This is a genomic window from Thermodesulfovibrionales bacterium, from assembly GCA_035622735.1.
In the GTDB taxonomy this organism is placed as follows: Bacteria; Nitrospirota; Thermodesulfovibrionia; order Thermodesulfovibrionales; family UBA9159; genus DASPUT01.
Genome location: DASPUT010000148.1, coordinates 1 through 7,539 on the forward strand (window position 1 = coordinate 1; position 7,539 = coordinate 7,539).

8 protein-coding genes are annotated in these 7,539 nt (G+C 53.6%); 3 read left to right on the plus strand and 5 right to left on the minus strand.

Features of this window, described 5'->3' with window-relative positions:
* The 3 genes from VEI96_07860 to VEI96_07870 form a co-directional block, all read right to left on the minus strand.
* The coding region (locus tag VEI96_07860) for a hypothetical protein (protein HXX57902.1) at positions 1-711 on the minus strand (711 nt) is incomplete at its 3' end.
* Positions 712-725: 14 nt separating this feature from the next.
* Positions 726-1,487 (minus strand): hypothetical protein, encoded by a 762-nt coding sequence (locus tag VEI96_07865; GenBank protein ID HXX57903.1) that lies wholly within the window; start codon positions 1,485-1,487, stop codon positions 726-728.
* A gap of 11 nt (positions 1,488-1,498) precedes the next feature.
* Positions 1,499-2,725: a hypothetical protein gene (locus tag VEI96_07870; protein ID HXX57904.1), complete on the minus strand. Its 1,227-nt coding sequence runs from the start codon at positions 2,723-2,725 to the stop codon at positions 1,499-1,501.
* Between the two features lie 429 nt (positions 2,726-3,154).
* Here VEI96_07870 and VEI96_07875 point away from each other — a divergent pair, with 429 nt between their 5' ends.
* On the plus strand, positions 3,155-3,778 hold the full coding sequence (locus VEI96_07875) for a class I SAM-dependent methyltransferase (protein ID HXX57905.1): 624 nt from the start codon (positions 3,155-3,157) through the stop codon (positions 3,776-3,778).
* A 25-nt stretch (positions 3,779-3,803) separates the two neighbouring features.
* Here the strand turns inward: VEI96_07875 and VEI96_07880 are convergent, their stop codons facing one another.
* Positions 3,804-5,474, minus strand: a complete 1,671-nt coding sequence (locus tag VEI96_07880) for a hypothetical protein (GenBank protein ID HXX57906.1) — start codon at positions 5,472-5,474, stop codon at positions 3,804-3,806.
* Positions 5,475-5,742: 268 nt separating this feature from the next.
* On the opposite strand from VEI96_07880, the gene VEI96_07885 reads away from it, so the two are divergent.
* The gene (locus VEI96_07885) at positions 5,743-6,534 is read left to right on the plus strand and encodes a lysophospholipid acyltransferase family protein (GenBank protein HXX57907.1); all 792 of its coding nucleotides are present in this window, start codon (positions 5,743-5,745) and stop codon (positions 6,532-6,534) included.
* A 25-nt stretch (positions 6,535-6,559) separates the two neighbouring features.
* Positions 6,560-7,087, plus strand: coding sequence for a tetratricopeptide repeat protein (locus tag VEI96_07890; protein ID HXX57908.1), 528 nt, complete (start codon positions 6,560-6,562; stop codon positions 7,085-7,087).
* A 37-nt stretch (positions 7,088-7,124) separates the two neighbouring features.
* Here the strand turns inward: VEI96_07890 and VEI96_07895 are convergent.
* Positions 7,125-7,539: U32 family peptidase C-terminal domain-containing protein (locus VEI96_07895; GenBank protein HXX57909.1), on the minus strand; the 415-nt coding region annotated here is incomplete at its 5' end.

The following is a 7,539-nucleotide window of genomic DNA, read 5'->3' on the forward strand; positions in this document are numbered from 1 at the left end:
GTTGACGATGAACTTACGGAATATCGGATAGGGAGCCGGAGTGCTCCGCTGAGCGATCGCAACCTTCTGCTCAGGCTGATGTGCATCATGGCAACCGGCGCAGGCAACATCAGGGAATGGCATATTGTCAGGGTTTGGAGCGGCCAATCCGTTGTTATAAACGAAGCGCTGGTTCGGATTGTGGCAGACGGAGCACTCCTGAATGTGCTGTGCCTTTGTCACGGGCGTGACGCCGTCAGGGAAGAACTCGGGAACCGGCGTGTCGCTTCCACGAGGCGCGATGGTGGCCTGGCCGTTGCCGGCATCGCCCTGGAAGAAGAACTTGTCGGGGGTATTATTGGGGTTCGCATGGGCGGTCGCGTCGAAGCCTGTGAAGCCATGGCAGACATTACACTGCGCTGCCTGAGGGTTGGGGAAAGGAATCGGTCCGACACCCCAGTGCTCACCCGCAGGACCATGGCAATCCTCGCATATGACCCCGCCATCTGTCGTGTGAGTCGTATGCTGCCACGCAAAAGCGATGAGGGTCCCTGTGATGTCACGAGTCTTGGCGTGGCATGTGTTGATACAGCTTTCAGAACCGACTATAGCAGGAACTTCAGGCGGGTTATCCCCTGCCGAACCCCGGGTGCCCCCGCAACTGTAAATGAATCCGAGGACGAGGATCGAGATGACGACTACGACCAGCCGCTTCCATAATCTTCCTCTCATTGTTATCTCCCTCCTTATCGGTGACATTTTATACATGTACTGTTCTTGCTTGCCGAACTGAGGCGCCCTGATATCTTGTCCCAGTTCTTCGGATGGGGATTCACCCGTAACCCTGTCACGGCACTGTGGCATTTCAGACAGATGGCACCGTCAGAGTGGCACGCCTGGCAGGAAGAGAGGTTCCTCCTCGCCTCCTGGGCATGCTGCGGGGCCCACTGATTCGCCGGGACCAGACTGTTCGGATGACAGGTGGGACACTGGGCCGTGTTGAAGACTTCGTGCTTCGGTCCTCCTGCTTTCACCTCCAGGTCCGACCATCCCCTTCTGTGAGACTTGACCATCAGATCGTTCGGGTTGAACTTGTTGTGGCACGCCTGACAGAACTGCACCGCATTGTGGCAACGGAAACAGCTCTTGGTGTCGTCGAGTGCCTTAATCGGATGGATCTCCCTCCAGTCGGTCACATGGCTCTTCGGCATATAGGACGGCCCAAATTGGGACCGGTTGAGGTCATCGTCGATTCCGCCGCCGTAATGGCAGTCGACGCAAAAGGATTTCTTGTGGCAGTCTTTACAATTATGCGGCTGTTTCTCGGCGTAGAGCCTGTGGTCGGTCACCCAGAACGAGCCATGGTTAAGGGGGACATCGCTCGCCTTATGACAGGCATTGCAATCCTTGATCTCCATAGTCGCGTAATCCACATGGCTCGTCTGAGCCAGCAGGAAAGGAGCCGTCAGAAGGAGCATCCCCAGAGTCAAGATTAGTTTCGTTTTCATGATTCCTCCTCCTATAGGTTCCAGTTCAGGGCTATTCTGCCTAGCACGTTATTCGAAAAGTTCTGGTTCACGTTGTCCTCAATCCTGGCTATGAAAGAGAAGTTCTTATTGATGAGCCAGTTCCCCGCGAGCCAGTACCTCCGGGCAAATTCATTCCCAAACTGATCGGGACGCCTGTACTCGTTATACTGGATGCCCCCGTCGAGAATCAATTTCTCCATCAGCTTGTAATTTCCGACGATTTGAAAACCCCAGAGGTTTCCGCCAAAGCCGGTCCTGTAGTCGACGGAAAAATCGAGGGCGAGGTTTTTGAGAGGGTTAAATTTTGTGCCGAGCGTCCACCGGTTTGCATTGCCATCTTCCCCATATGACTCGTGCGCATATTCGCCGTAGGCTGACACCGGGGCATTGAAGGTGTATTCCGCGTGAAGCAGGTATTGCTGGTACTGGTCGACGGCGAAGACGCTGAAGATACTCGTCGCATCAAAGGTCGGGTATGCGCGGTAGTACTCACCCTTAATGAGAAGGCCGTCAGCCGGGAAGAGATCGAGGCCGATCGTCGCCTGGTCCCAGGACTTCGTGAGCCACTCGTACCGGGCATCACCGTAAAGACTCAGGAACTTGTAAGAATACCGCCCGTTCATGCCGATAGCCTGTCTGGCAAGGTCGCCGTCAGCGTACTTCTGGGCAAAGCTCACGCCCAACTGCAGGTTCTTGACGTTTTCGAGATGGAGGTCTATCGCCCATGCAGCGTTGTTACCCTTTTCAAAGGCCTCCGAATCCAAAGTCTGGATCAGATACCACCCGCCGGCGACGGTAACCCCCAAAGGTCCGAGGTTGTGGTAGTCGACACGCAGTCCGTCCAGGAGTGTTTGGTCCAGCGAGGTGAAGGCTATCATCTGTCTGCCGAGACGGAAGGACAAATTTTCTATAGGGGTATAATCAGCGAAGAGGTAGTAGAGATTTCCCATAAACCCGTTGTCCATGATGTCACCCGACCCGAAGTCGTACCAAACTGTGCCGTATCCTCTTACCGAGAAGTTTTGCCCTTCCGGGGTATATGAAAATCTCAGATACTGGGCCAATATCGGCTCGCTTTTACCGAGAAGGTCATCTCCCCACAAAAATTGCGTCGATGAAGTCAACTTGAACGGTTCTGCGGCGTCCGCCGGCGAAAGAGTAAACGAGAAAAGAAAAAAACAGAAAATCAGAAACAGCCAGCGTAGAATTCCATTCATCTATTCCCCTCCTTTCGGTTGTTATGCCAATCCGTCTAACAGTCTATTGACGACACTTCACCTCCTTATGAGATCTGAGTTACGGCTCGTCATGAAGAAATCCCCCCACGTTCCCTGCGGAACACCGTGACAGGCACAGGGACCGAATAACGCAATTACTTTGCTTATAGCAAGAAACAAGGGAGTTGTCAATCCCTATTGCATTTGAGCGGGATGACCTCGTTTCTTCGCAGGAGATGAAGATCCGGAGAGGAGACGTATGAAGACTCCGGCGAGATGGCTCTCACGAGCTAGGAGACGGGGCATCCCTTTCAGTTCTGTGGTAATATTTTGTTACTGACGCATGGACGGAGAGAAGGATCCCGGTCTGTTTGCGATTTCTCGCAAGATTCCTGAAGGCAATGGTTTTCAGATCTACCGGAGGCTTCTGTGGACGATTTTTCGAAAGAATACGTAGTATCGTTCTATAACAAAAAATTGGCGATGCACGGTGACAGACCTGAGGCACTGAGTTGGACAGCAGAGGGCCAGGCCGCGCATTACCGTTCTCTCCTCGATATCGCCGGAAGTATTGAAGGCAAGAAGATCCTCGATTTCGGCTGCGGAAAAGGGGATTTCTATCAGTACCTGAGGGAGAGACACATTTCCGTGGGGTACACCGGCTTGGACATCAATGAGAGACTCATTTCCCTGGCGAAGGAGAAGTTCCCGGAAGGCCGGTTCGAGATTTTTGACATCGAACAGGATGCTCTGAAGGAGGACTTCGATTTCATCTTTCTCTGCGGGGTCTTCAACCTGCAGGTGCAGGGGCTCGATGAACTCATCAGGGAGACCCTGAAGAAGCTCTTCCCTCATTGCGGGACAGCCCTTGCCTTCAACGCCCTTTCGGCTTATGACCCGAGGAAGGATTTTGAACTACACTATATCGTTCCGGAGGAATTGTTTCAGTTCGCGGTTAGGAACCTTTCTCCCTATGTCGCACTCAGACATGACAGGCTGGCCTTTGATTTCGACCTCTTTGTCTACCGCGATCTGAACGGCTTCGCGGACTAAGGCGATGCCATCAGAAGACGAAGGATTATCCATACCCTCCCGTGAAAAATGGCGCATGATTTGAGGTAAACAGTGGAGGGTCTTTTATCAGGATGGGTGCTACCGCAGGATGCTTCTTGAATTCACGCTCCAGAAATCGCCTCACCCTTCTTCTGTTCCATCCCTTCGGATGAGAAAAGTCGGCATAGAGGGAGAGATCCCCCTCATAAAACCTGCTTGTTTCGAAACGGGACGCATAGGGTCCGCGGAGAGGCATGTTAAAGAGGGCAAGGTTCAAGAAACCGATTTCATTACTGTGCCTCACGGTAAAATCGAGCGTCTCCCCTGCCTCTGCTTCAGCTTCCGGCGGAGTGCCGAAGAGAAGATACACATATGATGCGATCCCCGCCTTCTTCAGTGTCTTCAGCACTCGGGAGGCGGTCACAAGGTCAATTCCCTTCTCCATACTGTCGAGTACCCCCTGATCCCCAGATTCAAGGCCTAGCTTGAGCATTACGCACCCCGAACGCTTCAGGTCGAGACAGAAGTCCATCTCGGCAAGCTGGGGTCCGATGCGCGCAAAGCCATACCAGGGGATGCCGGGAGGATTAAGGGAAAGAGACTTCATGACTGCGGTACTGACCGCATTGTCGAGAAGATGGAGCAGAACAGGTCGTGATTCCTCCGCAAGAGAGGTGAGATCGGCCGCTACCCTGGCAGCCGGTAAAGGAAAATAGGGATTATCCTCAGCCCTTTCAGGACAGAATGAACATCTCTTCCATGAACATCCGCTCGCCCCGCTATAGGGGAGGACAAACCCGGGTGCAAGGTAGTCATGAAGGGGAAGCGAATTGTAATCCGGTCTCGATCCTCCACTCGTGAGTCCCTTAGTGGCATCAGGGCGAGTGTTGTGTCCTGTTCTCCTCTCGCTTACTATCTCGCACCTTGCGGAGGAAATTTCGTGCATTAGCTTTCGTCCCGAACGAGGCTGGGCAGGCCGACGGGCGTGAAGGGATTTCATGATCGAGAGCAGCCGGTCCTCCCCCGGCCCTGCAACGAGGTGATCGATAAGCCCGACGAAAGGGTCGGTCCGATACGGTTCTTGCCAGTCCTGATTCTTGACCCATGAGGTGACGAGCCCACCGCCAAGAACCAGGGTCAACCCCGGACAATGACGCCTCAAGAAACCAGCCATCGCAAAGGTGCATAAGGCCTGGCTCAGATAATTCAGAGAAAACCCTACGGCCGAAGGCTGTTCTTCCTCCAGAAGTTTTAGAAGCCTGCCCTCGAAATAGGGATAAAAGGGATTCACTTCAGGATTTTCCGCCGCCCTGATGAGGTCTGAGCTCCGAAGGGGAGAAAGCCGTTCATCTCCGTAATTCGCAAGACCGATGGTCACGTTCTTCCCCACTGTCGATATCTCGAGGACCCGGTTTAGGTCCATAACAGCCCGCGCATAACGGTCGATATTACGGTAGGTATTGCGATCTCTCAGTGCTGCGAGGTTTGTCGATAGACTGCGAAGCGCCCGGGTCGTCCATCTGCCGGATGGGGCATCTGACAGTCTGCGGGAATTGTCCATGAGAAAGAGAAGACCTTCGATGTTCGCATCGAGAACCCTTGACGGTATTCCGTGATGGTTCAGTGCGCCGACGAGTTTTGCGATGCCGGCGGGAGGCTCAGAGGGTTTGGCCACAGGGGGAAATACAAGGATCATCCGTTATCCACGCATGCAGGCGTCTTGGCCGATACAATCTGATGTCCTCGATCCTTCCGCTTCATGCACTCTTCCCTCTTCGCCCCTTCTTTACAGGAGGAAGGAAGATCCGGAGAATACCTCGCAGAAGAAACATATCTAATTGAGGGTAACTCCATGGGTTCATAGGAGTATACCACTTAAGAACTCACTCTGTCCGATGGTTGACAGTCATTTACGGTGAGGCATAAACTAAAAACCTTCGTGATACTACGAGCGGGGAGTGATTATGGATGATCTCGCATACCGGGAAGGCTCTTATAAAACCCTTCCCCACCGCCTGCCCTTTCTGTCGAGGGTGCTGCCTTCGCTTATCTTCTACGGCAAGGACCTCGGCATCGTCTTCTCTGCGAGCAGACGGGCGAAGCGTTCACGATATGATACGGCCGCATGGGCCGGGAGCAGCCTCGCCGTGCTCCGCGCCCTCGAGAGCGTCGGCGTCGTAATCGAGATAACCGGCATCGATCACTTCAGAACTCTTGAAGGGCCCTGTGTTTTCATAGCCAACCATATGTCGACACTCGAGACCTTTGTCCTTCCGTCTCTCATCGCTCCCATCAAGGACGTGACCTTCGTGGTGAAGAAGAGCCTCGTTGATTATCCCGTATTCCGGCATGTCATGCGTTCGAGGGACCCAGTTACCGTGGGGCGCACGAATCCGAGAGAGGATTTGAAGGCGGTGCTCGAGGGTGGAGCTGAGAGGCTGAATGCTGGCAGGTCCATGATCATCTTCCCGCAGACGACGAGGTCGACGGAATTCGACCCCGGAGGGTTTAACACGATCGGGGTGAAACTTGCCAAGAGGGCGGATGTTCCGATAATACCGGTCGCCTTGAAGACCGATGCCTGGGGTAACGGCAGGTTCCTTAAGGATTTCGGACGGATAGATCCGTCGAGAAAGGTCTATTTCTCCTTCGGAGAGCCTCTGCGGGTCAGAGACCGCGGTATAGAGGAGCATCAGATGGTGATAGAGTTCATAACAGACAGGCTTGGAGAATGGAATCGAAAGAAAATCTGTTAGAATATATGAAAAAAACGGAGGGAAGATGCGAAGAATAGGCTTCATTATCATATTACTGCCCTTCATGGTATTTGCCTCGTGTCAGCAGAAGGAGAGTCCGAAAAGCCAGGAGCAGGCCCCCGCGGGTGCGATGCATTCCGGGGAAGAGATAAGACTTTTGCAGGATGCGGTGAAGAAGGATCCCGGCAACGGTGATGCCTGGATACGGCTCGGGAATATTCTCATGGACTCGTCCCGTTTTGATGATGCGATCGAAGCATACGAGAAAGCGCTCGCTATCGACCCGAAGAATGTTGATGTGAGGGTTGATTTAGGGAGCTGTTACCGCAAGGCAGGCAAGCCCGACAGGGCTGTCGAAGAATATCGGAAGGCGCTCACGTTAGACCCGAATCATCTTAACGGTCACAAGAACTTGGCGATCGTCCTTGCTTATGACCTTCACGACAGGGCTCAGGCCGTACGGGAGTTCGAAAAGGCCCTCGCCCTTGCGCCGAATGCTTCGGATGCAGGTCGCATCAAGCAGATAATAGAGGAACTCAAGGCCGCAAAATAAGATCCGGAAAGACGTATCTTTATCATCTCGGCCGGTTTTATCTCGCTGAAGGTCTATGAGCTACAGCCTTCACCGGAGCACTAGACTTTGTTCTGCCGGACGGCCCGAAAGACTTTTCTCTCCGTATGAGGTCGTTCTCCCTCACGCCCTCCGGCACTCTCATGAAGACGGTCTCCTCGTTTCTTGCTGACAGGATATCGATCCCGTCCCCGTCTCTCATGAAATCGATGACGAAAAAGTTTCCCTCGAGCCCCGGGGTGAGATATTCTACCGCATCGCCCACGTCGAGCCTGTTTCTCAGACTGACCTTCGCGACGCCCCTCTTCGCCTCCACGATGACGCCGACCAGTTCGTGGCTCATCCGGTAACTTTCGCCGTCGAAGTTGTAATCTCCGTCGGGTTGTTTTCCGAAGAACATACCTGTGGTATACCCCCTGCTGCTGAACATCGAG

Coding starts and splice junctions, on each gene's coding strand:
- VEI96_07865 (HXX57903.1), bottom strand. CDS start 1,487: ATGAAAACGAAACTAATCTTGACTCTGGGGATGCTCCTTCTGACGGCT.
- VEI96_07870 (HXX57904.1), bottom strand. CDS start 2,725: ATGAATGGAATTCTACGCTGGCTGTTTCTGATTTTCTGTTTTTTTCTT.
- VEI96_07880 (HXX57906.1), bottom strand. CDS start 5,474: ATGATCCTTGTATTTCCCCCTGTGGCCAAACCCTCTGAGCCTCCCGCC.
- VEI96_07885 (HXX57907.1), top strand. CDS start 5,743: ATGGATGATCTCGCATACCGGGAAGGCTCTTATAAAACCCTTCCCCAC.
- VEI96_07890 (HXX57908.1), top strand. CDS start 6,560: ATGCGAAGAATAGGCTTCATTATCATATTACTGCCCTTCATGGTATTT.